The organism is Methylomonas koyamae, assembly GCF_019669905.1.
GTDB classification, from domain to species: Bacteria; Pseudomonadota; Gammaproteobacteria; order Methylococcales; family Methylomonadaceae; genus Methylomonas; species Methylomonas koyamae.
In genome coordinates this window covers 1,399,380-1,425,704 of record NZ_AP019777.1, presented here as the reverse complement: position 1 = coordinate 1,425,704, position 26,325 = coordinate 1,399,380, and the positions used below count along the sequence as shown (strand labels likewise).

The 26,325-nt window shown below is 57.8% G+C and carries 23 protein-coding genes; 11 read left to right on the top strand and 12 right to left on the bottom strand.

The window, feature by feature from the left end:
- Window positions 1-69 precede the first annotated feature (69 nt).
- Window positions 70-2,157: an XrtA/PEP-CTERM system histidine kinase PrsK gene (gene prsK, locus MKFW12EY_RS06910; RefSeq protein ID WP_064022273.1), complete on the top strand. Its 2,088-nt coding sequence runs from the start codon at window positions 70-72 to the stop codon at window positions 2,155-2,157.
- Window positions 2,154-3,521 carry a PEP-CTERM-box response regulator transcription factor gene (gene prsR, locus MKFW12EY_RS06905; RefSeq protein WP_221054238.1) on the top strand — a complete coding sequence of 456 codons (1,368 nt, stop codon included), beginning with the start codon at window positions 2,154-2,156 and terminating at the stop codon, window positions 3,519-3,521. Before prsK ends, prsR begins: the two co-directional genes overlap by 4 nt.
- A gap of 23 nt (window positions 3,522-3,544) precedes the next feature.
- Here prsR and MKFW12EY_RS06900 read toward each other — a convergent pair whose 3' ends face one another.
- The 5 genes from MKFW12EY_RS06900 to MKFW12EY_RS06880 form a co-directional block, all read right to left on the bottom strand.
- On the bottom strand, window positions 3,545-4,318 hold the full coding sequence (locus MKFW12EY_RS06900; protein WP_054762471.1) for a PEP-CTERM/exosortase system-associated acyltransferase: 774 nt from the start codon (window positions 4,316-4,318) through the stop codon (window positions 3,545-3,547).
- A gap of 146 nt (window positions 4,319-4,464) precedes the next feature.
- Window positions 4,465-7,776 (bottom strand): transglutaminase family protein, encoded by a 3,312-nt coding sequence (locus tag MKFW12EY_RS06895; RefSeq protein WP_221054237.1) that lies wholly within the window; start codon window positions 7,774-7,776, stop codon window positions 4,465-4,467.
- Window positions 7,773-9,029, bottom strand: a complete 1,257-nt coding sequence (locus tag MKFW12EY_RS06890) for a hypothetical protein (RefSeq protein WP_064030118.1) — start codon at window positions 9,027-9,029, stop codon at window positions 7,773-7,775. Before MKFW12EY_RS06890 ends, MKFW12EY_RS06895 begins: the two co-directional genes overlap by 4 nt.
- A gap of 100 nt (window positions 9,030-9,129) precedes the next feature.
- Window positions 9,130-10,071 (bottom strand): alpha-E domain-containing protein, encoded by a 942-nt coding sequence (locus MKFW12EY_RS06885; protein WP_054762470.1) that lies wholly within the window; start codon window positions 10,069-10,071, stop codon window positions 9,130-9,132.
- A complete protein-coding gene (locus MKFW12EY_RS06880; RefSeq protein ID WP_064022279.1) occupies window positions 10,065-11,492 on the bottom strand; it encodes a circularly permuted type 2 ATP-grasp protein in 1,428 nt (475 codons plus the stop codon). Before MKFW12EY_RS06880 ends, MKFW12EY_RS06885 begins: the two co-directional genes overlap by 7 nt.
- A gap of 226 nt (window positions 11,493-11,718) precedes the next feature.
- On the opposite strand from MKFW12EY_RS06880, the gene MKFW12EY_RS06875 reads away from it, so the two are divergent.
- Window positions 11,719-12,600, top strand: coding sequence for a PfkB family carbohydrate kinase (locus tag MKFW12EY_RS06875; RefSeq protein ID WP_221054236.1), 882 nt, complete (start codon window positions 11,719-11,721; stop codon window positions 12,598-12,600).
- Window positions 12,601-12,604: 4 nt separating this feature from the next.
- Here MKFW12EY_RS06875 and MKFW12EY_RS06870 read toward each other — a convergent pair whose 3' ends face one another.
- The 5 genes from MKFW12EY_RS06870 to MKFW12EY_RS06850 form a co-directional block, all read right to left on the bottom strand.
- The gene (locus tag MKFW12EY_RS06870; RefSeq protein ID WP_064030122.1) at window positions 12,605-13,339 is read right to left on the bottom strand and encodes a DUF5765 domain-containing protein; all 735 of its coding nucleotides are present in this window, start codon (window positions 13,337-13,339) and stop codon (window positions 12,605-12,607) included.
- A gap of 157 nt (window positions 13,340-13,496) precedes the next feature.
- A complete protein-coding gene (locus tag MKFW12EY_RS06865) occupies window positions 13,497-14,654 on the bottom strand; it encodes an HlyD/EmrA/EmrK family protein (protein ID WP_221054235.1) in 1,158 nt (385 codons plus the stop codon).
- Window positions 14,655-14,659: 5 nt separating this feature from the next.
- A complete protein-coding gene (locus tag MKFW12EY_RS06860; protein WP_221054234.1) occupies window positions 14,660-16,108 on the bottom strand; it encodes an efflux transporter outer membrane subunit in 1,449 nt (482 codons plus the stop codon).
- Window positions 16,108-17,685 carry a DHA2 family efflux MFS transporter permease subunit gene (locus tag MKFW12EY_RS06855; protein WP_221054233.1) on the bottom strand — a complete coding sequence of 526 codons (1,578 nt, stop codon included), beginning with the start codon at window positions 17,683-17,685 and terminating at the stop codon, window positions 16,108-16,110. The genes MKFW12EY_RS06860 and MKFW12EY_RS06855 overlap by 1 nt, the downstream gene beginning before the upstream one ends.
- 18 nt (window positions 17,686-17,703) lie before the next feature.
- Entirely contained in the window at window positions 17,704-18,552 is an 849-nt protein-coding gene (locus MKFW12EY_RS06850; RefSeq protein ID WP_221054232.1) for a hypothetical protein, read from the bottom strand.
- Window positions 18,553-18,674: 122 nt separating this feature from the next.
- Between MKFW12EY_RS06850 and MKFW12EY_RS06845 the strand changes: the two genes are divergently transcribed.
- Complete coding sequence (locus MKFW12EY_RS06845; RefSeq protein ID WP_064022286.1) at window positions 18,675-19,550, top strand: LysR family transcriptional regulator; 876 nt, start codon at window positions 18,675-18,677, stop codon at window positions 19,548-19,550.
- Here MKFW12EY_RS06845 and MKFW12EY_RS06840 read toward each other — a convergent pair.
- Window positions 19,547-20,533, bottom strand: coding sequence for a 2Fe-2S iron-sulfur cluster-binding protein (locus MKFW12EY_RS06840; protein ID WP_054758354.1), 987 nt, complete (start codon window positions 20,531-20,533; stop codon window positions 19,547-19,549). The two genes, MKFW12EY_RS06845 and MKFW12EY_RS06840, sit on opposite strands and share 4 nt — an antisense overlap.
- 15 nt (window positions 20,534-20,548) lie before the next feature.
- Window positions 20,549-20,929 (bottom strand): group I truncated hemoglobin, encoded by a 381-nt coding sequence (locus MKFW12EY_RS06835; RefSeq protein WP_054758345.1) that lies wholly within the window; start codon window positions 20,927-20,929, stop codon window positions 20,549-20,551.
- A 198-nt stretch (window positions 20,930-21,127) separates the two neighbouring features.
- Between MKFW12EY_RS06835 and MKFW12EY_RS06830 the strand changes: the two genes are divergently transcribed.
- From MKFW12EY_RS06830 to MKFW12EY_RS06800, 7 genes are all read left to right on the top strand, one after another.
- Window positions 21,128-21,757: a helix-turn-helix transcriptional regulator gene (locus MKFW12EY_RS06830; RefSeq protein WP_221054231.1), complete on the top strand. Its 630-nt coding sequence runs from the start codon at window positions 21,128-21,130 to the stop codon at window positions 21,755-21,757.
- 128 nt (window positions 21,758-21,885) lie between these two features.
- A complete protein-coding gene (locus MKFW12EY_RS06825) occupies window positions 21,886-23,049 on the top strand; it encodes a D-alanyl-D-alanine carboxypeptidase family protein (protein WP_054758353.1) in 1,164 nt (387 codons plus the stop codon).
- On the top strand, window positions 23,046-23,888 hold the full coding sequence (locus tag MKFW12EY_RS06820) for a D-amino acid aminotransferase (protein ID WP_054758344.1): 843 nt from the start codon (window positions 23,046-23,048) through the stop codon (window positions 23,886-23,888). Before MKFW12EY_RS06825 ends, MKFW12EY_RS06820 begins: the two co-directional genes overlap by 4 nt.
- A complete protein-coding gene (locus tag MKFW12EY_RS06815) occupies window positions 23,885-24,151 on the top strand; it encodes a YbeD family protein (RefSeq protein ID WP_054758343.1) in 267 nt (88 codons plus the stop codon). Before MKFW12EY_RS06820 ends, MKFW12EY_RS06815 begins: the two co-directional genes overlap by 4 nt.
- A gap of 8 nt (window positions 24,152-24,159) precedes the next feature.
- Window positions 24,160-24,774 (top strand): lipoyl(octanoyl) transferase LipB, encoded by a 615-nt coding sequence (lipB, locus tag MKFW12EY_RS06810; protein WP_375142693.1) that lies wholly within the window; start codon window positions 24,160-24,162, stop codon window positions 24,772-24,774.
- Window positions 24,771-25,733, top strand: a complete 963-nt coding sequence (gene lipA / locus MKFW12EY_RS06805; RefSeq protein WP_221054230.1) for a lipoyl synthase — start codon at window positions 24,771-24,773, stop codon at window positions 25,731-25,733. Before lipB ends, lipA begins: the two co-directional genes overlap by 4 nt.
- Before the next feature lie 287 nt (window positions 25,734-26,020).
- Window positions 26,021-26,320: a PilZ domain-containing protein gene (locus MKFW12EY_RS06800; RefSeq protein ID WP_064022292.1), complete on the top strand. Its 300-nt coding sequence runs from the start codon at window positions 26,021-26,023 to the stop codon at window positions 26,318-26,320.
- Window positions 26,321-26,325: the final 5 nt, after the last annotated feature.

Sequence of the window (26,325 nt, the reverse complement as noted above, 5' to 3'; positions counted from 1 at the left end):
AACCATATCAATAACACTGACTCGCTGGTTATAATGGCAAAGTAAGCGTGCGGCCACTAACGACCAAACATGGAAAACTACATTTATTACAGCTACTTGACTGCTAGCGTCGCGTACGTAACCTTATTCGTTTTTGTTGTCTTCAACAAAAACCGGCATTACCCTTTCATAATAGCAGTTCTCTGCTCGGCCATATGGTCAACGAGCGTGACGTTTGCAACAAAAAGCAGCCACTACTTTTATGCCGACACCCTAGCTCACGAAACCATACGCAATGGCGCTTGGTTTTTTCTGTTAGGCGCTTTGCTTTCCAAGCAACGCTACAATAACTACAAGCAACTGTTTAAGGGGCACACCAGCATTGCGATTACAACATTTGTCTTAATAATTCTGTGTTTGGAGTCTTTTCCGGAATCGTTAAAGTTGGTCACAACTGTTATAGATGCCGACCCCAGATTTGCCGGGCACGTCGTGTTTGCAGTTCTCGGCTTAATCTTGGTGGAGCAACTCTATCGAAGCACCCCCTTAAAACAACGGTGGAACCTGAAATTCCTGTGTATCAGCCTTGGAGCGGTTTTTGCTGTTGACTTGCTGGTTTACAGCAAATCTTTATTATTCAACCATCTAGACTTCGCACTCTGGCAGTCACGGGGCGTTACGAACGCCATGATAACCCCATTTTTGGCAATCACAGCTACCCGCCTTAAGCTTAACAGTGACGGCCAGGACCTGACAACTCCCCGCAAGACTATTTTTTACACCACGATCCTATTCGGATGCGGTGTCTATTTAATTTTAATGTCATTCGCCGGGTTTTATATCAAACGCGCCAATACCGAATGGGGCGAGACTGCGCAGGCCGTGTTCATATTTTTGGCGTTGTTGTTACTGGTCGTACCGTTTACATCCGGCAAGATCAGGGCCTTAGTCAAGGTTTACTTTAGCAAGCATTTCTTTCACTACAGTTACGACTATCGCGAGGAATGGCTCAAAATCAGTAAGGCGCTGGCCAAACTTGAATCCCTGGAGGAATTGAAAGGCTTTATTATCAATACCTTGACCGATTTGGTGGAAAGTACGGGCGGCGGATTGTGGTTAAAAAACGATCAAGGCAGATTTTTTCTGGCCGCCGAACAGAACTTGAGGTTAACGGCGCAGGAAATCGATTACCTGCATAACGTTGGCGACCTCCCGCTCTACTTGGCTAATAAGCAATGGGTGATAGATTTCTTCGAGCTGTCCCATGCCCCCGAGGTTTACGATGACATCGACCTATCGCCCTGGTGCTATGAAGACAGCCAAGTCTGGCTGATAGTACCGTTATTTCACCTGAACAAACTGGAAGCTTTTGTCGTATTGACCCAAGCCAGAGTACCCAGAAAACTGAATTGGGAAGACCATGACTTACTAAAAACCGTCGGCATGCAACTCGCCAATGCATTAGCTCTAAACCGAGCCAGCGAAGAATTGGCTAACAACCGCCAATTCGAAACCTACCACAGGCTCTCCGCGTTCCTGGTACACGATTTGAAAAATTTAGTGGCGCAAATCTCGTTGATTGTCAGAAACGCCGAAAAACACAAACATAACCCGGACTTTTTCGACGACACCATCGATACGCTGAATAACGTCGTCAAAAAAATGCACCATATCGTGGAACAGTTAAAGCAGGGCGAACCGCAAGCCGCTGCCAATAGTGTGGTCAACCTCGCCGCGATCGCCCGCTCGATTGCCCAACAACACCTGGGATCGCCGCCGGTTACCCTGGATACCGATTTAGACGAATGCCCGGTCTCTGCAGACAAGATCAAACTAACCAATATACTCACCAACCTGGTACAAAACGCTCAGGACGCCACCCGGAACAGCGGCGGCTGGGTGAAGCTTGAATTAACAAAAAACCAGGACTATGCTCAAATCAAGATCATGGATAACGGCGTAGGCATGGACCAGCAGTTCATAGCCGAACGCCTGTTCAAACCGTTCGACACCACCAAAGGTAACGCCGGCATGGGTATAGGTGCCTATGAAGCTCGGGATTACATTACCAAAAACGCCGGCCAGATTCATGTCGACAGCAAACCCGGCCAGGGCACCACGTTCACAATAAAACTGCCGTTAGCGAAACTCATTTCCGATAAACCAAGGACTCAATGACCCAATCAAGAATATTGCTCGTTGTCGAAGACGACCCGGGGTTGCAGAAACAGTTGAAATGGAGCTTCGAACAATACGAAGTCGTGATTGCCGGCAACCGGAACGAAGCCATCGCCGCGATCAGAAGATATACACCTAGCGTTGTGACGCTGGATTTGGGGTTACCGCCGGATCCGACCAATGCCAGCGAGGGCTTGGCCACATTGCGGGAAATACTGGCGCTGGCTCCGGCCACCAAAATAATCGTCGTTACCGGTAACGACGATCGCGCCAACGCAATTCACGCCGTCGCACTGGGCGCCTACGATTTTTACCAAAAACCGGTCGATCCCGACATTCTCGGTTTAATCATCGAACGCGCCTTTCATTTGGATGCGCTGGAACGCGACTACCAAAACCTGCAGCAGCAAAAGCCGCTGCACGGCGTTATTGCCACCAGCCCGCAAATGCAGGCGGTGATGCGGATGGTCGAGAAAATTGCCCCTACCCAAGCCACGGTTCTACTGCTCGGCGAAAGCGGGACCGGTAAAGAACTGCTAGCCCGAGCGTTGCACCGACTAAGCACGCGGTCAGAGCAGCCATTTGTCGCAGTGAATTGCGCAGCGATACCGGAAACGTTACTGGAAAGCGAATTGTTCGGCTACGAAAAAGGCGCGTTTACCGGTGCGGTCGCTCAAACCAAAGGCAAAATCGAATATGCTCAAGGCGGTACCTTTTTTCTGGACGAGATCGGCGACTTGCCTTTCGCCTTACAGGCCAAATTGCTCCGCTTCATCCAGGAGCGGGTAATAGAAAGACTGGGGGGCCGTAAAGAGATCCCAATCGACGTCCGCATTATCTGCGCGACTCACCGGAAATTACCGGACCTGATCGATCAAGGCACATTCCGCGGCGATTTGTACTACCGGCTGAGCGAAATCGTGGTCGATATCCCGCCGCTACGCGAACGCGAAGGCGACGTTACCACCATTGCCAATTCCTTGCTGCAACGCTACTGCCGGGAAAACAACCTGAAGGAAAAACATTTTTCCCACGATGCCGCCCAAGCGATGGAAGCCTACCACTGGCCGGGCAATATCCGGGAGATGGAGAATAAAATCAAACGGGCAACGATTTTGTCCGACGGCAATTTCGTCACCGCGGCCGACCTGGAGATCGGTCAGCCGGCAGAAAATACTATGCCTTTGAACCTGAAATCGGTACGGGAAGCGGCCGAGACGGTAGCCATCAAGCGCGCCCTGAGCTATGCAGACAACAACGTATCGGAAGCAGCGAAATTGCTCGGTGTAACCCGACCTACGCTATATGGTTTGTTCGAAAAATACGGCTTACAAGGCTTGGTCCGCAACCATTCCGAAGACTAACCGAAGGCTTCGCAGCGAATAGATCAGGCGCCGGACACGAAGGACACTACCCCGATTTGCCGCAAATCTCGGCCACCGTAGCGAACCGCACGAGTTTCGGCCAATTCCGAATACAAGCGGTAATCTTGTTGGTAATCCTGCTGCCATAACGGATTTTGCAGGATATGCTTGACGCTCAAACGGTAGGGCGTACGCTGTCCGCGGTGATCGCAAGCATCGCCGATTTGGCGCATGCGAAAGCCTTCCTTGCTAACAAAATACGCCAGCGCCGGGGTTACCAAAATAAACCAATCGTCGATACCGCTTCGAGCCGAATAAACCGTCGCCGCCCGGTAAAGCCCCCACATGATGCTTCTATTCAGGTTCCGATAATCATGTAAAAAACTGACATTCCCCGGCCTACCGTCTATCGGGGAATGGTGTCTTCGCAATGCGAACCGCCTGGCTTCCTTAACAACGCAAAGCCTCGAAATCTCTACCGCACGACTGTAACTGGCTTTGGCAAGGCCTCGGTATGGCGCGCAGTGCTCTTCGAACGGAAAACGCTGCCGTTCCGGCCTAACCAACCTCAGGGCGCCGAGCCATTCGCCGCTGAATTTGTGCCGGACCAGGAAATGTACCGCGTTGGCGTCCCACTCGTCGCGCTCGAGTCCGTCCGGAAAAAGCTGCTTGTCCTCGAAGCCCAACTCGTCGCAATAGACTCGGTAACGGATACGGTAATGGATTTCCTCTGCCTCGGGCGTATCGGCTAAAAACACCTCGAAACAACTATCGAAAGAATGCGGATTCTGAGTCACGCGACACCACACTTAATAAATTTGTTTAACAAGTTCAAATAACTATGGAAACTTTTTCACAAGCCATTTCAAGATGGTATATCAATTCTATTAATTTTAAAACCGCTTGACAAAAAACCCTGGCCTCCACCGAGACGGCAAGTTAGCTAGCGGGCATTCCAGCGCAAATCCAAAGTCAACGGATAGTCCCTGTTCGTTTCTTCGGCAGGCAATTCGGCAGAACCGGTACTCGGCGTATAACCATGTCGCAAAAACCGGCTGACCCGCCGGCCTTCGGCTTCATAAGCATTCACCGGCAAGGTATCGTAATTGCGCCCGCCGGGATGACTGACATGGTAGGTGCATCCGCCAACCGAACGCCCGTTCCAGGTATCGATCAGATCGAATACCAAGGGAGCCTGTACGCCGATGGTTGGATGCAAAGCCGACGGCGGATTCCAGGCCCGGTAGCGAATCCCGGCCACCATCTCGCCCTGCTTGCCCGTCGGCTGCAGCGGCACGCGCCGGCCGTTACAACTCAATAGATAACGCTCGCCCATCGCCCCGTTCAGCGAAACTTGCAGCCGTTCGACCGAAGAATCCACATACCGTGCGGTGCCGCCGCTGGCGATTTCCTCGCCCAGCACATGCCAGGGCTCGATCGCCTGATGTAAATCCAACTGCAAATCGCCGACGCGCAAGCTGCCGATGTGCGGAAACCGGAACTCCAAAAACGGCGCAAACCAGTCGCTCTTGAAATCGTATCCGGCCGTTTGCAGATCGCGCGCCACATCTTGAATATCGCTGGCGATAAAATGCGGCAACATGTATTTATCGTGCAATTGCGTACCCCAGCGCACCAGCGGCTTCCGGTAAGGCTGACGCCAAAACCAAGCCACCAGGGTTCTGAGCAGCAACATTTGCATCAGACTCATCCGGGCGTGCGGCGGCATTTCGAAAGCCCGCAATTCCAGCAAGCCCAACCGCCCGGCATCGCTGCCCGGCGCATACAGCTTATCGATGCAAAACTCCGCGCGGTGGGTATTTCCGGTCATATCGACCAACAAATTGCGCAACAGACGATCCACCAGCCAGGGAGCCGGCACTTCGCCGTCGGGCATTTGTTGGAATGCTATCTCCAGCTCGTACAAACTGTCGTTACGGGCTTCGTCGACCCGCGGCGCCTGGCTGGTCGGGCCGATGAACAAACCCGAGAATAAATACGACAAGGCAGGATGATGTTGCCAATAAGTAACCAAACTGCGCAGCAAATCGGGACGCCGCAGAATCGGGCTGTCCGCCGGGGTAATACCGCCCAACGTGACATGGTTGCCGCCACCGGTGCCGGTATGGCGGCCATCCAGCATGAACTTCTCGGTACTCAACCGGGTCAGGCGGGCATCTTCGTAAAGCGTCGTCGTATTCTCGACCAACTCGCGCCAACTCGCCGCGGGATGGATATTGACCTCGATCACACCGGGATCCGGCGTCACCGGCAAGCGGTTCAAGCGCAAATCGTGCGGCGGCTGGTAGCCTTCTATCACGACCGGCAGCTTCAATGCCGCAGCGGTGGCCTCAACTGAGGCGATCAGATCCAGATAGTGTTCCAATTCGTTGGTCGGCGGCAGAAACACGTACAACCGCCCTTCCCTGCTCTCCACCACCAGCGCGGTATGCGGTATCCACAGCGGATCGCTTGAGTCGCGCTCGTCCACGGCCTCCATTTCGGGCGGATGCCATTCCTGCTTCGCAGTTTGGCTATAGCGCCGGCTGACTTCGGAATCTATATCGCCCAGCGGTTCGACGCTATCGTACAAACTGCGCTCGACCGGCTGCTCCCGGCGCTCGAACGGCACCCACGGCAGGCTATTTAACGGCAAACGCAGACCCATCGCCGAATCGCCGGGCAGCAGGTACATCTCGCCGCGGCGGAAAGACCAGAGCGCGCTGTTCCAGGACCGGGTTTTGTAACGCCAGTGTAACGGCAACGCGTAACCTACCGGAGCCCCCAAATCGCCGCTCAAAATCCGCGCCAGCCGCTGCCGTTCCAATTCGTCGGTCAAATCGGCCCGCTTCGGGTCCAGATTGGCCGGCAATAAACTTTCCTGATGCAAGTAATGTAACGGGTCCTCGTAGCCCGGCACGATAAACGAACTCTTCAAGCCCAGCCGCTTCGCCAAATCGCGTACAAACGAGTCGGCCTGCTCGCGGGCGAATCCGTAATCACGGCTTTCGTCGGCCAGCAAGCCTGGGTTTTTCCAAACCGGCGCACCGTCTTTGCGCCAGAAACACGCCAACTGCCAGCGCGGCAACGGCTCGCCCGGATACCATTTGCCTTGGCCGAAGTACAACAAACCGCCCGGGGCAAAACTGTCGCGCAAGCGCCGAATCAATTTCCCCGCCAATTTGCGTTTTTCCAAGCCGTCGGCTTCCGTGTTCCATTCCGGCGCATCCATGTTATCGATCGAAACGAAGGTCGGCTCGCCGCCCATCGTCAGCCGGACGTCGCCGGCCAGCAGTTCGGCGTCGACTTTCTCGCCCAACGCATCGATCTCGGCCCATTGCCGTTCGGTGTAAGGTTTGGTGACGCGCGGATCCTCGTGTATCCGGCTGACGCGGTTGGCAAATTCGAAACGCGTTTCCGCCTGGCCGACAAATCCGCCGCTGACCGGCGCCGCACTAACGTAATCGGCGGTGCAGGCCAGCGGAATGTGACCCTCGCCGGCAAACAACCCCGAAGTCGGATCCAGGCCGACCCAGCCGGCGCCGGGGATATACACTTCGGCCCAGGCGTGTAAATCGGTGAAATCGTGATCGGTGCCGGACGGCCCGTCCAAGGCCTTGACATCGGCCACCAACTGCACCAAATAGCCGGATACGAAGCGCGCCGCCAAGCCCATGTGGCGCAACACTTGCACCAGCAGCCAGCCGGAATCGCGGCAAGACCCCAACTTCTTCGCCAAGGTTTCTTCGCAGCTTTGCACGCCCGGTTCCATCCGGATAGAGTAAGCCACCGTTTGATTGACCGCCTGGTTGGCCGCCACCAGAAAATCGACCACGCCTTGCTCGCTACGCGGCAAAGTTTTCAGAAATTCGGTCAGCAACGGTCCCTGCTCCCTAACTTCCAAATACGGCGCCAGCTCCTTGGCTAATTGCTCAGGATATGCGAACGGATATTTCTCGGCATATTCCTCCAGGAAAAAGTCGAATGGATTAATCACCGTCATTTCGGCGATCAAATCCACCTCGATCGAAAACTCCCGGGTTTTTTCCGGAAACACCAGCCTCGCCAAATAGTTGCCGAACGGGTCTTGCTGCCAATTGATAAAGTGCTTTTCCGGTTTGACCCGCAGCGAATAGGCCGAAATCGGCGTCCGCGAATGCACGGCCGGCCGTAGCCGCAACACGTGCGGCGTCAATTGCACCGGCTTATCGTAGAAATAGCTGGTCTTGTGGTTTATCGCGACACGAATACTCATGCATTCACCAATGGATTGGCGGCTTCGCTTTCAGCCTGTAGTAGACGCAAGTTTTCCTCCACGCCGGCGGCATGAGTCAATTCGGCGACGTTTTGCTTGGTAAAAAAACCGTCGAAATCGCCGAACCGCTGCACGTATTCGATAATCAACGACGAGTGTTCGGATGCGCTGGAAAAAATCTGCTTCAAACCTTCTTCGCGCGAACCGATTACATCCAGCAGAAAATCCTTACCCCGAGCCCGAATCGCATCGACCACGTAATCGATGTTGGCCTGGTTGCCGGTCTCGCCGTCGGCGACTGCCAGGGCCAGATGGTGCAGGCGCGGCCCGTAATTGCGCACGAAATTTTCGGTCGGCGACGGCAAGCCCACCAAATGGTTGACGAAATAGGGCTGGTTCGCCGCCGTAAAGACTTTGGCCGGGCTGATCCGCTCATCGGCGTAATGGATGCTTTTGGTGACGTTGGTCGACGAATTTTGGTTGGCGATATCGTACGACCCCCAATAGTAGTAACTGGACAGGGTCAGATACTCCAGTATCGCCACTTCCCGGTTCTGGCTGTAAACGCGGGTTGCCAAATGGTCGATAGGCCGGATCAGTTTATCCAGCCCCAAGTCTTCTTGAATGGCCTTGGCGGCATGGTAACCGCGGTTGACTTCGTCCAGAATCACGCTGTTGCCTAATGCATACACCCGCATATCTTCCGGCGGCCGCTCCCAATAAGCGACGACGTTGTGCGTATACGGCGACGGCTTGACGATCGCCATATTGCCGGGCAATTCCAGTTTGCGGATCTGGTCCTGATTGAAGAAGCGGATTTCCCGGCCTTTTTGCTGCTCCACCACTTCGTGCAGATTGCTGACCCGGAAAATCTCGCCCATGTAGCGCGAGTTGGGTTTATGCGCCCCGATCGGATACACTTCGTTCAAGCTGCGGAAAATATCGCCGCGCCCCGGATCGCGCACCTCGCGCACCAACAAATCCGGCGACTCCATATCGATGCGCAGGATATGGGTCCAATGCGACTCCGACTCCAACGTGACCAAGTAGTGGTAAGGCGTCATCAGAGCCAACTCGCTGACGTAAGCCGCCGAACATCCGGGCTCGACCGTGATCATCAGCGCATCGATCTCGCGAATCATTTCGCTCAACCCGGTGCGGTCGCGGTTTTCCAACAACCGGACCAAAAACTCCTCGAACCAAGCCGAATTGGCCTTATCGCCCTGCTTGGGGTGAATCAATGAATTAACCATCCTGTTTCCTCTAACGCTTTCTATCCGCTACCTGCATTGGGTTTGGCCGAACCGGCCGCCGCCGCGCTTAGCAACGCTGCAGACGGCTAGGCCAAACCGGCTAATCCGGGCTATTCAGAAACGCCCGTTGAATCTCGATGCCGAGCGCATTGTTACGGGCGATGAAATCCTGCAAAAACTCGTGCAAACCGCTGTTAAAAATGTGGTTGATGCGTCCGAAATGCAGCCGGGCATGGTTCTCGCCGGCCAGTCGTAAACACTCGCAGCCGGGCTGGCGGCAAAGTTGCTCCAAAATCGGCGCCAACTCGTCGTAACAGGCATGCAGCGAACGCGGCATGTCGTCGCGCAATACCAGTAACTCGGCCACTTTGGTCGGCTCTATCGTATCGCGGTAGACTTTCTGGTAGGCCTCGAACGCCGACACCGAACGCAGCAACGAACTCCACTCGTAGTAATCCATTTCGGCAGTCGGGTCTTCGTTAGGCAACAGCAACTGAAACTTGGCATCCAGCAAGCGCGCGGTATTGTCGGCACGTTCGACGAAACTGCCCAAGCGGACGAATTTGTAGCCGTCGTCGCGCAACATGGTGCCGAAGGTCACGCCGCGGAACAGGTGCGAGCGCGACTTGACCCAATCGCAGAACTCGCCGATATCGGCTTCGCGCAGGCCCTGCCGAATCCGCTGCCGCAATTCCAACCACAGCGCATTGACGGTTTCCCACATCTCCGACGACATCGCCACCCGCACCGCCCTGGCGTTTTCCCTGGCCGCGCCCAGCGCGCTGACGATGCTGGACGGATTGCGTTCGTCCAAGGCCATGTAGTGCATCACGTTCGCCGCCGTGTAGCTGCCGTAATCGCGCTCGAACACGGCAACGTCGTCGGCGATCAAAACCGGCGGTTTCCAGCGCGCCGCTTCGTCGTAGGCGCTATTGGCCACCAGCGACATGCGGTCGGTCACGTCCAGCACCCGAGCCATGTTTTCGGCACGCTCGATATAGCGCGCCATCCAATATAAATGATCGGCGGTACGGCTCAGCATGGTTTATCTCCGTTCAACACCCAGGTGTCTTTGGTACCGCCGCCTTGCGAGGAATTGACCACCAACGAACCCTCCCGCATCGCCACCCGGCACAATCCGCCCGGCACCAACGTTACGGTCTTACCGGACAGCACGAACGGCCGCAAATCGACGTGCCTCGGCGCCACGCCTTGCTCGACCAAGGTCGGACAGGTCGACAACGCCAACGTGGGCTGGGCGATGTAATTGTCCGGTTCGGCCAGAATCCGCGCCCGAAACTCTTCGATTTGCTGCTTGGACGCAGTCGGGCCGACCAGCATGCCGTAGCCGCCGGAACCCTGTACCTCTTTCACCACCAGTTCCGCCAAATGTTCCAGCACGTATTTCAAATCGTCCGGCTTTTCCAACTTGTAGGTCGGTACGTTCGACAATATCGGCTCCTCGCCCAGGTAAAAACGCACCATTTCCGGCACATAGGTATAAGTCGATTTATCGTCGGCGACGCCGGCGCCAATCGCATTGGCCAAAGTCACGCCGCCGTTGCGGTATACCGAAACCAGCCCCGGTACGCCGAGCATAGAATCTTCGCGGAACGCCAACGGATCGAGGAAATCGTCGTCGATGCGGCGGTAAATCACGTCGACCCGTTTCGGCCCTTCGGTGGTGCGCATGAACACTGCGTTGTCTTTACAGAACAGATCCTGGCCTTCCACCAGTTCGATACCCATTTGTTGCGCCAGGAATGCGTGCTCGAAATAGGCGCTGTTATAGGCGCCCGGCGTCAACAACACCACCACCGGATCGTGCACGCCGGGCTGCGCTACCGCACGCAAGTTATTCAACAACACCTGCGGATAATGCTCGACCGGCGCCACCGCGTAACGGCGGAACAGTTCCGGAAACAGGCGCATCATCATTTTGCGGTTTTCCAGCATGTAAGACACGCCGGACGGGGTACGCAGATTGTCTTCCAGCACATAGAACTGGTTTTCCGCGGTACGCACGATATCGATACCGGCGATGTGGGCGTAGATGCCGCCCGGCACGTCCACGCCCTGCATTTCCGGCCGGTACATTTCGTTTTCCAGGATAGTCGCCGGCACGATGCCGGCCTTGATAATTTCCTGGTCGTGGTACAAGTCGTTCAGGAAAGCATTCAAAGCAGCGACGCGCTGGATCACGCCGGCCGAAAGCTGGCGCCACTCGTTGGCCGCCAGAATCCGCGGAATCACGTCGAACGGAATCAAGCGCTCGGCGCCGGCTTCCTCGCCGTAAACGTTAAACGTGATGCCGACCCGCCGGAACAGCATTTCCGCTTCGCGGGATTTCTGCATCAGTTGCGCATGATCGACGCCTTTCAGCCATTCGGAAAACGGTTGATAGAGCAGCCGCACCTGGCCGTCTCCGGCCCGCATTTCATCGAAAATATTTTGTGTATTCATGACTTAATCCAGTGCAAACCACATGCCAAACAAATTAATGCTGATTTATCAGCCGGTTAAATACCGCCCCGCACAACAGCCGAAACAGACGCACCAAATCGGTGCACAAGACACCAGCCACCGCCCCTAAAACGAACGCCGCCCCGTTTGCCAGCCGTAACCGATTGCCATTTTCCGGCCGATTGGCTAAGGTTGCCGCCCCACACCTTTAATTCAGGCGGACACCATGCCGGCAGATTCGATAACCATTTTCGGCGAAGCGCTGTTCGATTGCTTCCCGGACGGCAGCCGGATACTCGGCGGAGCGCCTTTCAACGTTGCCTGGCATTTGCAAGGTTTGGGCGCCGAACCTTTATTTGTCAGCCGCATCGGCCGGGATGCGGCGGGGGCGGAATTGTTGGCGGCCATGCAAAACCACGGCATGCGCCAAAATGGGGTGGAGACAGACGCCGCCCGTCCGACCGGCAGTGTCGCGGTCAGCATCGACAACGGCCAGCCGAGTTACCGTATTCTGGAACAACAAGCCTACGATTACATCGCGGCCATGGAATTACCCGCCGGCAGCGAGCTGGGCTTGCTCTACCACGGCAGCCTGGCGCTGCGGCATGATGTATCCCGCGCAACGTTCGAACAGATCAAACGCCAATGGCGCGGCCCGGTGTTTTTCGACGTCAATTTGCGCGCGCCGTGGTGGGATGCGGATGCAGTCCATCAGTGGATGAGCGCCGCCGATTGGTTGAAACTGAACGATGAAGAACTGGCCTTATTGCTGCCGGAGGAGCATGCCATCGACAGCAAGCTGCGGCTATTGCAGCAACGTTACGATTTGCAGGGCGTGGTGGTGACTCGCGGCGAGCATGGCGCCATGGCATTGACCCAAACCGGCGAATTCGCCGAAGTGCAACCGGCTGCAAGCATTGAGGTGGTCGACACGGTCGGCGCCGGCGACGCCTTCGCCGCCGTGGTGTTATTGGGAATCGACCGCGGCTGGCCGTTGCGGTTGACGCTGGCACGCGCTCAAGATTTCGCCTCGGCCATCGTCGGACGCCGCGGGGCCACGGTGCGCGACCCCGAATTTTACCGCCAGTTCAGAGCCGCCTGGGGATGATCGGCTAGGACTGTTGCCGCGCCGGCATGCCATCGGCCGCATCCGCGACCCGGCCGATAAAGATCTTTTTGAACCAGGGCATGAAGCTGGCGGTAATCGGAATCGAATAGAAGCAATACATCGCCGCCGCTTCGCCGGTACTGACGCCGAACAACCACTGCGGCACAAACAAGGTCATCAAGGCGCCGAAGCAATGGTATGTGCCGATCCGCCAATTGTTTTTCCAGACAAACCCGCTCAAAGCCAACGCGAACAGCGAGCCGTGGGTAACCAGCAAGCCGAAGGCGCTCGAAATCGCATAACCGATGTGGTAAATGCCCATGAACAGGCAGGACTGCATGCGGCCGATGAAATTGGGATCGATCCCGAACAACTGCCAATCGTTGGGCAGCCGAGTAAAGATCAGAAACAAGCCGCTCAGGCTGCTACCGACGAAAAAGGCTTTGCGTAACGCGCCGGGATCGGTCGAATAGGTGGCCAAGGCCGGCATGATGGCAAAGGCTTGCAAACTGATATGCACCGACGACAATTCGCTGAGCAGTAAATTGGTGCCGTAGCCGCACTGGTCGGCGACCGGATAGGCGAAATACTGGATGAACTCCATCAACGAAAAATGGAAAATCGCATAGGCCCGAGCCAACCTGACCCAAAAGGTTTCGTCCTTATCCAAAAAAGTGACGCTGGACGCAACCAGCCCGGCCACTCCCAATCCCAAAGACATATTGGCGCTAAAACACATGGTTAATCCGTGAGCTAAATATTCGACAAAGCCGTCCCTGTCGGGCTGGCGGTTAAATTTATTGTTATGGTTATGTTAACCAACGGGCAAAGATACACGGACAGCCCACGAATTGCAGCATTTTTTGTAGGTTTTCCAGCCAGCGGCAACGAATCGATCAGGAACGGTTGGCCGCGATAATCTCGCGGATTTTGTCCTCGACGCCGTCCAGTTCGTGCTGGTAAATATCGGTGCGGTAGGCGGCATCAGCCAGACTCACCTTAGAAGCCAACGCCGACGCGCCGGTGTCGGCGATATGCACCCGGGTCAATGTCGATAAACCGGGCTGCAACGGCACGGCGCGCAATTCTTCCGGCGCCAACGCAATCCGCACCTGCACCCGCTCGGCGATATGAATGAAATTGCCAGTGGCGTTGTCGGTCGGCAACAACGCAAAACTGCTGCCGGAACCGGGATTCAAGCCCTGCACCAAGCCATGGTACATGCGCTCGCCGCCAAAGGCATCGACCCGAATCTCGGCGGCCTGGCCGGGACGAATATCGGCAATCTGGGTTTCCAGAAAGTTGGCTTCGATCCACACTTGGTCCAACGGCACCACCACCATCAGCGCCGCGCCGGCGTGCAGATTGTCGCCGACCTGCACCTTGCGCTTGGCGACGAAACCGGACACCGGCGCCCGCACCTCGCGCCGCTGATAATCCAAATAGGCCCGGCGCAAACGGCTCTTGGCCTGCTCCACCGCCGGATAGTCGTCCACGCCGGAATCGCGCAACTGAGCGGCCACGCCGTCCCGCTCCGCACTGGTCTCGCGAATCGCCGCCGCCAACTCGCGCAATTTATCTTCGGCATTCTGCACTTGCTGGTCGGACACCGCACCGTCGCCGGCCGCGGCTTTGAAGCGCTGCAAATCGTGTTCGACTTGCATCACTGCCGCTTGCTTGGCGGCCAAACGCTGGCGCAAACTCTCCAGCCGGGCTTTCAACATATAAAACTCGCGCACGGTTTTGGCCAGTTCGGCTTCGGCCTGTTGCATCGCCACTAATGCGTAGTTGCCGTCCAGCCGCACCAGCACGTCGCCCTTTTGTACGGCCTGGGTATTCTCGGCCAGGATCTCGACCACCGTCCCGTCGACCTGGGCCTTGACGCCGACCAAATGCCCGGCGACGAAAGCGTCGTCGGTCCGCACCCACTCGCGCTGGGTCAGCCACCAATAGCCCAGATAGCCGGCGGCGGCCAGCAACAATAAAATCGTGACCCAGCGCAGCCGGCGCCGGCGTTGGCGAAGAATTTCGCGGGGATACACTTTTTTCTGCATGGTGTTCAGGGTTGGGGTGCGGATTCTACGGCTGCCTGGTAACCGCCACCCAAGGCTTTGATCAGACTGACCGCGTTCTTACGTTGTTCGGCCGCCAAGCCGGCCAGCAGCAGGCGCTCGCGGTTGGCTTCGATCCGCGCCAGCACTAGCTTGCCGTTATCGTGCAAACCGTTGCGAATCAGGCTATCGCTGAGCCGGTTTTGCGCCTCGGCGGCCGCCAAGGCTTGTTGTTGTTCATCGGCTTTGGCGGCCAGTTCGTGCCAGCGGCTCAAGGCGTCGGCGACATCCTGCACCGCATGCAACAAGCCGGCGTTATAGCGCTGCACCGCCAAGTCGTAGGCGGCTTCCCGGTAACCGAGTTGGGCGCGCAAGCGGCCGCCTTCGAAAATCGGAAATTCGATCGACGGGCCGACGGCATAGGCCAAACTCGAGCCTTGCAAGGCAATATCGACCAGACTGACGCTATGGAAGCCTGTGAACGCCAGCAAATTGACGTCCGGATAAAACGCAGTTTTGGCGACATGAATATCCTCGGCGGCGGCATTCGCCTGCAAGCGGGCGGCATGCAGGTCCGGCCGCCGCGCCAGCAACCGCAACGGCAGATCGGCCGGCAAGGCCAGCACTTGCGGCACCACCGAAGCGTCAAGCGCTATCCGCATCCCCCAATCGGCGCCCTGCCCGGCCAACGCCGCCAACTGGTTGCGGCGCAATTCCTGTTCGGCGCGCAAACCGGCCGCCGCCTGTTTGGCCGCATGCAAATTCCGTTCGGCTTGCCACAGCGGCGCCTCGCCGATCAAACCGGCGGCGCGGCGACGCTGCTCCAAGCGGAACAGCGTCTCCAGATCGGAGACGATATGTTCCGCCAGTTGCCATTTTTCCGCGGCCGCCAGCAAATCGAAATAGGCTCCGGCCACGGCCGTGGCCAACAACAAGCGGGCGTCGGCCAATTCGGCACTGGCGGCCAGCGAACGATCGACGGCACTTTGCAGACTGGCTTCGTCGCGCCCCCAAAAGTCCAGATGGTAGCGCAGCACCAGCGGATTAATCAGTAAATGCCGGAAATGCTGGCCGGCCAATTTTGCCTGCACGCTATCGGCGGAAAAGCGTTGCGCGGTAAAGCTGACGTTGGCGTCTATGGTCGGATACAGGTCGGCGGCTTCGAAATCGGCCAAGGTTTCGGCCTGGCGCAGGCGCGCCTCGGCGACTTTCAGATTCGGATTGGCGGCCAGCGCGGTCTCGATCAAGCCGTTCAACGTGGCGTTGCCGAACGCCGTCCACCAGCGCTGTTCCGGCCAACGGTCTTGCGCGGCAATCTCGGCAGTGGTGCGCGCCAGGGTTTGTTCGATTTCCGGTAGCGGTGCCATTTGTGCGCGCTGGCTATCTGCGCCGAATAAAGCACACCCCTCGATTGTTATTACCAATACAGCCAAGCCAAACCGGCGAAGTGCAGCCATCAGGCATCCTCCTCCGCCAAGGTTTCTTCCAGCTCGCGCTGCATGGCCGGCGCGGAACGAACCGGGGCCCGGGTCGGTTCGGCCAGCCAAACCAAGGCCGCCAGACCGAGAAAAATGCAGCCGGCCAACCAAAACGCATCGTTCAAGCCGCGAATGGCTTGGGCTTTGCCGGCCAGTTTGGCGAATTTGGCCAGCGCGGCGTCGGCTTCGAAGCCGCTAGCCAGCAAGGTTTGCATCGCCTCCGTACCGGCATCCGACCAGGCATCTCGATTCTCGGCGAAACGGGTCATATGCAACGGCGTACGCCGGTAGAAAATCACGCCCTGCAAGGCAATACCGATCGCGCCGGCGGCAATGCGCAACAGATTGGCCAATTCCAGTGCCCGCCAATGCCTATCGGCCGGAATACCGTGCAACAACAACGCCGTCAACGGCACGAAAAAGCTGCCCAAACAGGCACCTTCCAGCAATTTCGGCCAGAACAACTGGGCAAAGCTGTCCGGGTCGTCGAAGCGGCTCAGCCAGAAATAGGTGGCGGCAAAGCCCAACAAATTGGCACTGGCCAGCAAGCGGGCATCGACCCGTTTGGCGATCTCGTGAAACACACCGGCCATCGGTTTGGCGAAAATCGCCATCGGCAAAAACACCAGTCCGGCCAGGAACGACGAGTAACCCAACGCCAGTTGCAATTGCACGATCAGCAGCGACAACAGACCTTGAAAACACAAAAAGCCGGCGAACAAGCCGATCACGCCGATCGTAAAATTGCGCCGGCCAAACAAGCGAATATCCAGAAACGGCCGCCGACAACCCCATTCCCAAATCAGCCAGTACAGCAGCATTACGCCCACGCCGATGCTTAGCCCCCTGATGTAGCCGGAATTGCCCCAATCCCAGTCGTTGCCCTGGTTCAGCAGGGTTTGTATGCCGAATAAAATCAGTATGGCCATAACGCAACCGGGAATATCCAGACGTTGCCGCAAGTGCGGCCCGCCGCGGCCGTACAGCAAGGCGCCCAGCAGTCCGGCAATCGCCAATGCCAGCGGAATGTTGCCCCAAAACAGCCAGCGCCAACCCAAATTGTCGGCCACCCAACCGCCGAGCGGCGGACCGAAGGTAAACGGCGTCAAGGTAAACAGACTCCAGACGCCGATACCCAGCGACTTGCGTTTGTCCGGATATTCCTTGAGCAACAACGCCTGGCCCAAGGGCAAGGTCAGCCCGCCGCAGAAGCCCAGCACCACCCGCGCGGCCAGATACAGATGAAAGTCATCGGCCATCGCGCACAGCCAGGATGCCGCAGCAAAGCCGGCAAAGGCCCAAATCAAGGGCCGGTATTCGCCGAACCGCCGCCCCAACCAGCCGCCCAGCGGCAAAGCCAAGGCCAGCGCGATCATGTAGTCGGTCTGGGTCCAGGTGCCGAAACTGGGCTGCACACCCAAACCGGCCGCCACCCTGGGCAGCATCGCGATGTAGGCGCCGGCGTTGAAAATCACCAAGGCATGACCGCCGCCAAGCAACAGGTTGAATAAATTGAACCGCCAACCGCGCAGGCGTTTCGGGAAATCGGCGCTCATCGCTGATCCGACCCGGCCTCAACTCTCGTCCGCGACCGGCAAATCGCGCAGCCCCAAATCGCCCAGACTTTGCCGCAACAGCGGCGCCGCCATATTGCCGATCAATTGTCGGAACGCCACGCCGTCCTGCTCGAGCGAAGCCAATGCGGCATCGTCGACCCGGAAACTCTCGGAATGGGTTCGGGCCAGCACGTGGCCGGAGGCCGGATCGATCAGCTTCAGCATCAGTTGCAACGAGGTTTGGCCTTCGAAGATCCGGTAACGGCCGACGCCCAACTCGATCACGGCGTCGTAGCGGCCGCGATTGGCGTAGGCGCCGGTGCTGTTATCCTGGCGATACCAAGCCTGAATCGCTCGATGCCAATCATGCAGGCTGGCGTCGTTGGTTATCACCAAGGGGTAATCTTCGCGACTCAATACCGCAACCCGGTTTTCGAAGGCCAGCAGCTTTTTCAGTTGCTCGCCAACGGTTTTCGCCGGAGTCCAGACGCTGGCGCCTGCCTCGCCACCGACCGCAGTCGGCGGCAAAGCCCCGAGCGTCTCGGCGTCGCTTGGATTGCCGGCGACCATGCCAACGACGACAATGCCGCCAGCGGTGCGATAGCGCTGTTTTTCAAGGTCCAGATTCATCGCCATATTTCTCACGTGGCGATAGGCTGCATCGTGTTGTTCCAGCAAATCCGGAATCACTTCCAGCGGCGGCGCCGTAACCGGCACAATCAACACGGCTTGGTATTGCTTGCCGGGAATTTGCACTGCTTTCAGAGCCGGCGCGGAGCATGCCGCCATCAAACCGGTTAAGGCCAGACCGACCAGCCATCTGGGTGTAGCGGCAACGAATTTTGTCAAATCGATTAAAGTCTTCATGGTGCCCTCCAAGTGTAATAGATACCATCGAATCGATACAGCTCTACTATAAAAACCGATTTGATATAAGACAAACGATATTTATTGGACTTTAATATCGAACTTATCAATACTACGCCACCATGGATATCGATCAGATCAGAACCTTTTTAAGCGTCGCCGCCAACGGCAGTTTTTTGGAAGCCGCCAACCGCCTGTATGTAACCCAATCGACGGTCAGCACCCGGATCCAGCGCCTGGAAGCCTACTTGGGCGTCAGCTTGTTCGTGCGCAACCGGGCCGGCGCCAGCCTGACCCAACCCGGCCAACGCTTTTTGCGCCACGCCAAAGCTCTGCTGCTGACATTGGAACAGGCCCGCCACGATATCGGCCTACCCAGCCGCTTCCGCGACAGCGTCAGCATCGGCGCCCGCATCGCCTTGTGCGAAGGCTTGTTGCCGGAATGGATAGGCGCGATTCGGCGACAGATGCCGGATGTTTCGATCCGCACCGATATCGGCTTCGAGGAAGACTTGATGCGCAGCCTGATTTCCGGCGCGCTGGACATAGGCATGATGTATACGCCGCAACACAGCCCGGGGCTGCTGGTGGAGCACATATTCGACGAAACGTTATTGCTGCTGAGCACCGACCCCGACCGGCCCTGGCCCAACGACGACTACATTTTCGTCGATTGGGCACCGGGTTTTTACGCCCAACACAGCAATGCCTTTCCCAACCTGGAACGCTCGGCGCAAGTGGTCAATATCGGTTGGATGGCACTGCAATTGATCCTGGCACAAAACAGCGGCTCCTGCTTTCTGCCGATCCGATTGGCGGCACCGCTGTTGCAATCCGGCCGCTTGCATCCGGTGGCGGACAGCCCGCGCTTCACGTTGCCGGCTTACATGGTGTCCGGCCGCGACAACGACTCGCCGGTGCTGCAACAAGTCCTGGCTCAACTGCGCGGCCTGGCAACCGCCGAACGGCAAAAGGATTATTCCGCGCTCGGCAGTTAGTCCAAGGTGGCCGACGCCACATGAAACGCGTCGGCATAAATGTCGTCGAATTTGGCGCCTTTCAGGAAAGCCTGGCGTTTGCTCTGCTGCACCATGTCCGGGTGGCCGCACAAGTAGACCCGCCAACCCTGCAAATCCGGCAATCGCTGCATCGCCACGTCGTTGGCCCGACCACTAGCGACGCCATCCGCCGCAACGCCGCGCGATACGCAGGGCGTGTAATGAAAATTAGCGTATTGCGCAGCCAGCTCGCGCATTTCGTCGATCCAATACAAACCGTCCATTTCCCGGCTACCGTGGTAGAGGTGAATCTCGCCGGCGTGGCCGTGGTGCAGCGCCTCGCTGACAATGCCGGCCAGCGGCGCCAGGCCGCTGCCGGTGCCGATCAACAATAAATTGCGCGGCTGACTGCTGGGCAGGTAGTAACACAGGCCTTGCGGATCGGAAACCTCCAACAGGTCGCCAAGCTGCAGTTCGTCGTGCGCCCAGGCACTGAAGCGGCCGCCGGCCAACCGGCGGATATGGAAGGTCAAGTTGTTGGCGTGGGTCCGGTTGTTGGCGATCGAATAACTGCGTTGCAAACCGTCGCTGCGCTTCAAATTGACGAACTGGCCGGCGTAATAGTCGAGCGCTTCCTCGGTACGCAAAGTTAGCAACAAGGTCTCGGCATTGAGCAAGCGCTTACCGGTCACCGTGGCGTGGCAAAAACGCTGCTCCGGCGAGCCGATACCGATCGCCATATCGCGTTCCGGGTAGCACAGGCAGGCCAGGAAGTGGTTTTGATGGCGCAACACGTCTTTCAAGCCGGCTTGGGCCGCAGCCGGCGGCGCCCCGTCCAGACTGCGGGCGATGCAGCTCTGGCAAGCCCCCTGCCGGCAGCCGTAAGCAATCTCGACCTGCTCCCGCAGTAAAGCGTCCAACACCGACTCGCCAGGCTGGCAAAACAACTCGCGCCGGCCCAGGTTGATCTTGTGCGTCTGCATGGCCTGCATCTCCGCTTAACGGTCCAGTACGTCGTTACGCGTACTTTCGGCAATCGCTGCGACTTGCTGAATCAAGGCATCCGGCACGTTCAATTCCTGCAAGGTCGTCGCCAGATTTTCGACCACCGCATCGAAATGGGAGTCGTCCAGACCCAAGTTCTTCACTAGATGAGCATGAGCCCGGCGCATATCGGCCCCCGAATAATTGTTGGGACCGCCGAAGGCCATCGTCAAAAAGGCTTTCTGCTTGGCAGCCTGTTTGTCCATGTCGGTGTTGTCGAAGAAGCGGTTGATGCGGTGGTCGTTTAGCACTTTACGGTAGAAGATATCGACCGCAGCATTAACCGCGGCTTCGCCGCCCAATTGTTCGTACAGAGTTGCAGTGGTTTCGCTCATATTGTTCCGCCTATATGGAGTGGATGAATCGGTTACGGCTTGTAGCAGCCGGGAGCAGAATAAGCCAATCAGCCACCTTTTGCAATATTTGTATTATAAAACTTATTTATATTAGCTATCGGCCTTTCCGATACTTTGCCAAGCCCGGATTCCGGCATAGAATTACGCCATCTCCAGCCTACGATTCGCAGCAGCGCCATGACCCAAGCCAACGGCACCCGCCAAGACCAAATCCTGAATTTACTGCTAGCGGCGGCAAACGGGCTGAGCATCGACGAGCTGGCCGCCGCAATGCAGATTTCGCGCAATGCGGTGAAGCAGCATTTGGTGGGGCTGGAAAAAGCACAACTGGTCGCCGAAGCGGCGTTGAACAGTACCGGCGGCCGGCCGGCGCGCAGCTACAAGCTGACGGAACAGGGACGCAACCGCCTGCCCAAGCAATACGGCTGGTTCTGCCAATTATTATTGGCGGAACTGAAGACGGAACTTGGCGAAACCGCGCTAAGGCAAATGCTGGCGCGGATGGGCGTTAACCTGGCGCAATCGTTGGCACCGCAATTCAGCGGCAAAACTCCGCAGGCGAAACGCCAGGCCCTGGTCGAATTGATGCAAACGCTGGGCTACCGCGCCGAGTTGGAAACCGATGACGGCCAGCCCAGCCTGAAAGCGGTGAACTGCGTCTACCACGACTTGGCCCAGCAAATCCCCGAGCTGTGCGAATTCGACCGGGCGCTGATCAGCACATTACTGGGCAGCGCCATCGAACAAACGGCGTGTATGGCACAACAGGATTGCGCCTGCCGCTTCAGAATCTGCGCCGAACGCTGAGCCCTAGCGAACGCCAGCAGTCCGGGGCTTTCCGACGCGTGCCGCTGGCGCAACGCTCGGGTTTTTCTAAGCGCGAGCCGGGGGTGGTACAATGGCCGCTTCCCGAACGACTTTTGAATACCGCAATCATGAGCCAACCTCTTCGCATGACATTCGGCCTGTTTGGCGGGCTGCTGTTACTGTTCACCAGCCTGTCTTTACCGGCCGCCGGACCGATTTTCACCCCGGCCGCCCCCAGCGTCGCCGCCTCCAGTTTCTTCCTGCTGGATTTCGACAGCAGCCGGATTCTGGCCGAGAAAGACGCCGACAAACGCGTAGCCCCGGCCAGTCTGACCAAAATCATGACGGCCTACGTCGTGTTCCGCGAATTGAAAGCCGGACATTTAACGTTGGACGAGAAAGTCACGATCAGCCAGAACGCCTGGGAAACCGGCGGCTCGAAAATGTTCGTCGAGGTCAACAAACAAGTTCGGGTCGAAGACTTGCTGCAAGGCATGATCATCCAATCCGGTAACGACGCCAGCGTGGCCTTGGCCGAACACGTGGCCGGCAGCGAGCAAACTTTCGCGACGATGATGAACGAACAAGCCAGCCGCCTGGGCATGGCCAACAGCCATTTCGAAAACGCCACCGGCCTGCCCAGCCCCAACCATTACAGCTCGGCGCGGGATCTGGCGATGCTGGCGCAAGCGATGATCCGCGAGTTTCCGGAATACTACCGCTGGGATTCGCAAAAAGAATTCACCTACAACGGCATCACCCAACAAAACCGTAACCTGCTGTTATGGCGCGATCCGTCGGTCGATGGCTTGAAAACCGGCTTTACCGACGACGCCGGTTACTGCATGGTCGCTTCGGCCAAACGCGAAGACATGCGCCTGATCTCGGTCGTGATGGGCACCGCCAGCGCCAATGCCCGTTCCAACGAAAGCCAGTCGTTGCTGAATTACGGCTTCCGCTTCTTCGAAACCCACCGCCTGTATGAGGGCGGCAAGCCGCTGGCCGAAACCCGCATCCGCAAGGGCGTGACTTCCAAATTGGCGGTCGGCTTGGCGGAAGACCTTTACGTGACCGCGCCGCGCAAACATTTCAACGAACTGAAAGCCGAAACCCAGATCGACAAAGGCGTATTCGCCCCGCTTAACAAAGGCGACACGGTGGGCAGTTTGAATGTCACGCTGGCCGGCGATGCGATCGCCAGCAAACCGCTGGTGGCATTGGATAGCGTGGCCGAAGGCGGCCTATTCCGCCGCCTGTACGACGCCGCGATCGGTTTACTGGAGAAAGAATGACGCAACAAGTCTATTTGAACGGCGAGTACCTGCCGCTGGCAGACGCCAAAGTCTCGGTGTTGGACCGCGGATTTTTATTCGGCGACGGCGTTTACGAAGTGATTCCGGCCTATAAAGGCCGCCTGTTCCGGCTGGAAGACCACATCGCCAGGCTGAACAACAGCTTGGCCGGCATCCGTTTGCCGCTGGCGTACAGCGTGGCCGAATGGGAAGCGATATTCCGGCCTTTACTGGCCGACGACGGCCGCGACCAATACATTTATCTGCAAATCACCCGCGGCTGGGCGCCGAAGCGCGACCACGCCTTTCCGCAACAGACTACGCCGACCGTGTTCGCAATGTCTGCCGATATCCAGCCCTTTCCCGGCCGCAGCGAAGGCATCGAAGCGATTACGCTGGACGATACCCGCTGGCAATTGTGCGACATCAAAGCCATCACGCTGCTGGCCAACATTCTGCTGCGCCAGGAAGCGGTCGACCGCGGCTGCGCCGAAGCGATTCTGGTCAAAAACGGTTACGTCATCGAAGGCGCCGCCAGCAACGTGTTCGCCGTCATCGACGGCGAACTGATCACGCCGCCGAAAGGCCACGACATTCTGCCCGGCATCACCCGCGACGTGATTCTGGAATTGGCGGAAGCGCATCGAATCCCATACCGAGAAGACATCATCGCGCTGGAAGCGCTGCAACAGGCCAGCGAAGTTTGGGTGGTCAGTTCCACCCGCGAAATCGTGCCGGTGGTAGCCCTGGACGGCGCGGCGATCGGCGACGGCAAACCCGGCCCGCTGTGGCAACGTATGGACCAATTGCTGCAAGCTTACAAAAACTCCTTGTCATGAGCGAATCCGATTCATTACTCGAATTTCCCTGCCAGTTTCCGATCAAGGCGATGGGCAAAAGCCGCGACGATTTCGACGCCATCGTCGTGGAAATCATTCGCCGCCACGTACCGGACATCCGCGAGGGCGCCGTCACCAGCCGGCCCAGCAAAGGCGGCAATTACACGGCGGTTACCGTCGTTATAGAAGCCACCAGCCGCGAACAATTGGATGCGATTTATCTGGGCCTGACCGCCTGCCCGGACGTATTAATGGCGCTGTAACGGTAGCAGTGAACCGGAATATCGAACTGCGCCAGTTGGGCCTGCGCGACTATGTCGCGGTCTGGCACGACATGCAACGCTACACGGCGGAACGCACGCCGGACAGTGCCGACCAAATCTGGATCGTCGAACATCCGCCGGTTTATACGCTGGGCCTGAACGGCAAACGCGAACACCTGCTGGCCAACAACGGCATACCCATCGTCGATTCCGACCGCGGCGGCCAAATCACCTACCACGGCCCCGGCCAGTTGGTGGTATACCTGCTGGCCGATTTACGCCGCTTGAACCAAGGCCCCCGGCAGACGGTCAGCTTGCTGGAAAACGCCGCCATCGCCACGCTGAGCCAGTACGGCATCGCCGCCGCCGCACGACCCGATGCGCCGGGGGTGTATGTCGCAGGCCGCAAAATCGCTTCGCTCGGCCTGCGCATCAAACGCGGCTGCTGTTACCACGGCATCAGCATCAACAACGATATGGATCTTGGCCCGTTTCGAGACATCAATCCCTGCGGTTACCCCGGACTGCAAGTCACCCAACTTGCCGACTTGGGCGTTAACATAGCGAACCACGAACTGGCGGTACCGCTGGTCCACCAATTGCTGAAGGCTATCGAACCATGACATTCAACGCCCCGTCCCGTGCCACGCCGCAAACCCACCAACGCAAGGCCGACAAGCTGTCGCGGATTCCAGTCAAAGTGGAACAGACCGGCGAACCGCCGCTGCGCAAACCGGATTGGATCCGGGTCAAGCTGCCGAGCGGCGATCAGGTCAACCGGATCAAACAATCGCTACGCGAACACCGCCTGCACAGCGTCTGCGAAGAAGCCGCCTGCCCCAATCTGGGCGAATGCTTCAGCCACGGCACCGCCACCTTCATGATTATGGGCGATTTGTGCACCCGGCGCTGCCCGTTCTGCGACGTGGCCCACGGCAAACCGCAGCCGCTGGACCCGGAAGAGCCGGCCAATCTGGCCGAGACTATCGCGGCGATGGGCTTGAAATACGTCGTCATCACCTCGGTCAACCGCGACGACTTGCGCGACGGCGGCGCCGGCCATTTTGCCGCCTGCATCGCCGAAGTCCGGGCCCGTTCGCCGCAGACCACAATCGAAATTCTGGTACCGGATTTTCGCGGCCGGATGGACACCGCATTGGACATTCTGCAACAACAACCTTGCGACGTGTTCAACCACAACTTGGAAACGGTACCGCGCCTGTATTTGCAAGCCCGCCCCGGCGCCGATTATCCGACTTCCCTCAAATTGCTGGAGCAGCACAAACAGCACTTGCCGCAGGTGCCGACCAAATCCGGCCTGATGCTGGGCATCGGCGAAACCGAGGCCGAAGTGGTGCAAGTGATGCGGGACTTGCTGGCCCACGGCTGCAGCATGCTGACGCTGGGCCAATATCTGCAACCCAGCAAAGACCATCTGCCGGTACGCGAATACATCCACCCGGACCAATTCGCCCGTTATGCCGAGATCGCCCGCGAACTCGGCTTCCGCCAGGTCGCCAGCGCGCCGCTGGTCCGCTCGTCCTACCACGCCGATCTGCAGGCGGCCGGGTTAGCCGAATGAACAGATTGGCGACTTCTTGTCCGGTTCCGGCGGCGACCATACCCGGCTGCCGCCGCTCGGAATTCGCTTGAAGCCATAGCAGCTCACCCCGCTCCGGCGCGTAGTACAAAACTCGCAGAATCCCAAGCCGAGCCGGCGCCGGCAAGCCAAATTCCGGAGCCAGCCGGCAAAACCCGAAGCTCGGTCGCTGCTGCCGCGTTTTCCTGCCCTGGACCGGATTTTTTTATAGTAAACTCCCGCCAATTGTTCGCTTACCCGCAACGCTCACTTCGAATCGGAGGAACTCAATGCTGACTCATGATGAAAAACGCGATTACATCCGCATGGATGTCGACTGTGACATTACCTACCGGCTCGCCGATTCGGATCAAGTCAGTACCGGCAGATGCACCACGCTCAGCGGCGCCGGCGTCTCGTTCATCGCCAATCGCCCGTTCGAAATCGGCCTGGCCCTGGAAGTCAGCATTCTGCCGAAAACGCCGATCACGCCGCCGATGACCGCGTTCATCGAAGTGGTGCGTAGCGTCAAGCAAGGCGACGGCAATTACGAAATCGCCGCCTCGATCAAAAGCATCAAAGGCAATTAAGGATT